At 59.6% G+C, this 2,163-nt stretch carries 2 protein-coding genes and 1 pseudogene; all 3 read left to right on the top strand.

The features are described 5' to 3' along the window. Positions 1-355 (top strand): annotated as a pseudogene (locus A3A5_RS43435) (hypothetical protein); the annotation flags it as partial. Beyond that, complete coding sequence (locus A3A5_RS44100) at positions 321-1,307, top strand: UvrD-helicase domain-containing protein (RefSeq protein ID WP_198293151.1); 987 nt, start codon at positions 321-323, stop codon at positions 1,305-1,307. The pseudogene A3A5_RS43435 and the gene A3A5_RS44100, both read left to right, overlap by 35 nt. Next, the gene (locus A3A5_RS44095; RefSeq protein ID WP_198293150.1) at positions 1,274-2,038 is read left to right on the top strand and encodes a hypothetical protein; all 765 of its coding nucleotides are present in this window, start codon (positions 1,274-1,276) and stop codon (positions 2,036-2,038) included. The genes A3A5_RS44100 and A3A5_RS44095 overlap by 34 nt, the downstream gene beginning before the upstream one ends. The last annotated feature ends 125 nt before the right edge of the window (positions 2,039-2,163 follow it).

The following is a 2,163-nucleotide window of genomic DNA, read 5'->3' as shown; positions in this document are numbered from 1 at the left end:
TCATCTGGACCAAGAGCGCTCGCGACATCCTACAGAAGGTCATTCGTGCCAACCGCCGCTTAAGTTCCAAACAGAATGGAACATTGCACTAGCCAACGCCGCCAAATTCGGAATCGAAGGCGCCAATGCGAACGCCCTTGAGCATGCTGCTAGCGCAAAGGCCGCCATCTACCAGAAGTCGGATTTCGCTCTCACCTACTCGATCGAAGATACCGAGTGGGTCGCGCCGAGATATCTTGGCGACGGCATTCGTTGGCTCGCAGCCGAGGAAGTGCCAGCGGCAGTCCCGAACCTCGTTGAAGCGATCGCCGCCGTTGCCAATGAAGGTGAAGCTGCGGAGCCTTCCGGTGCCTGAAACATCCGCCGAGACGGCCAGCCAAAGGGCACTCGAACGTATTTATGCGGCGTTGACCGAGGGCCGGAGCTTCCGACTGGAGGCCGGTGCGGGAGCGGGCAAGACCTACTCGCTCATCAAGGCGCTGGAATTTCTAATTAAGCGGCACGAGCGAGAGATGCCGCGGCGCGACCAGCAGATCGCGTGCATCACCTACACCAATGTCGCCAGAGAGGAGATCGAGGCTCGCACCGATCGCCACCCGATCATCCGCTGCGACACGAATCATGGCTTCTGTTGGTCGCTCATCGGGGCTTTCCAGAGGCAACTACGTGGGCTAGTGCAGGCGATGCCCGCTTGGCAGGCCCGCATCGCGGAAGCCGGTGGCCTCGGCGATCGGCAGATCGAGTATAGCCTCGGATATCGCGTAATACGTGAGAAGTCGGTCTCACTCCATCATGACGATATTCTTCCGCTCACCATCTCCTTGATGGCCAATCTCAAGCTCCGCCGGCTGCTGGCAGACAGTTACCCCATCATCCTGATCGACGAATATCAGGACACCGACGCAGACTGGATAGAGGCTATTAAGGAGAACTTCCTTGGCGCCGAGGGTGCACCGCTTTTCGGATTCTTCGGTGACCATTGGCAGAAGATCTACGGGAATGGATGCGGCAAGCTGGAACACCCCGCGGTCGAGGAGATCGGCAAAGAAGCTAATTTTCGGTCCGTCCAGACAGTGGTCGAAAAGCTAAATGCCATGCGTCCAGAGCTCCCCCAGTTTGTCGATGATCCGGACTCGGTCGGCGAGGTGCGGCTCTTCCACACTAATGGCTGGCCGGGTCAGCGGCTCACCGGCGGGCATTGGGGCGGCGATCTACCGCCCGAGGTGGCCCATGCGGCGCTGGTGAACGTGCGTGCCCGGCTCGAGGAGAGCGGATGGAACATCCAGCCGACGAGCACCAAGTCCTGATGCTCACCCATCGGGTGCTCGCGGCCGAACAGGGCTATGCGAGCCTGCCGACTGTGTTTCGCTATAACGAGTCCTTCACCCGTAAGGAGCATCCCTACATCTCCTATTTCGTCGATGTGCTGGAGCCCGCTTGCGAGGCCTTTGCCAATCGCAAATATGGGATGATGTTCGAAGCGCTGGGATCGAGCGTCCCTCCCATGCGGCGCCCGGCCGACAAGACGGCGTGGGCGCGGAGGATGGATGAGTTGTTCGTCCTAAGGACGAACGCCTCGGTCGGCGAGGTTCTCGATCATCTCCGGCGCGCGCGCCGGCCGCGACTGCCCGACGCGATCGAGGATCGCGAGCGTGACCTCGCCGAGTTTGATCGGGACGCCGGCGAAGAGATGCCCGCCGCATTGAGCGAGGTCGATAAGTTGCGCGCGGTACCCTACTCAGAGATCCAGACATTAAGGAGCTATCTCGAAGGCTTTTCACCCTTCGAGACGAAGCATGGCGTGAAAGGCGCGGAATTCGAGAATGTGCTCATGATAATCGGGCGTGGATGGAACCAGTATAACTTCAACGAGATGCTCGAACTGGCTTCCACGCAGGAGATCCCGGCAAACAGGCTAGCAGCATACGAGCGCAACCGAAACCTGTTCTATGTCGCCTGTTCGCGGCCCAGGAAGCGACTGGCGCTGCTGCTCACCCAGCAACTTTCGCAGGCTGCCATGGGGACATTGCAGCGATGATTTGGAGCCGACACGATCGAAGCATTGGAATTTTGGCTCGTCGGCGGAATCTGTGGGTGAAAGCGGATGTGCGGCTAGCCGAGTGAAGCCCGATTCAGGTACTGATAGAGCTTGCGACAGGTTGC

It is taken from the genome of Cupriavidus sp. UYPR2.512, assembly GCF_000379565.1.
In the GTDB taxonomy this organism is placed as follows: domain Bacteria; phylum Pseudomonadota; class Gammaproteobacteria; order Burkholderiales; family Burkholderiaceae; genus Cupriavidus.
The sequence above is the reverse complement of the archived record's forward strand: the minus strand, read 5'-3'. Positions and strand labels throughout refer to the sequence as shown.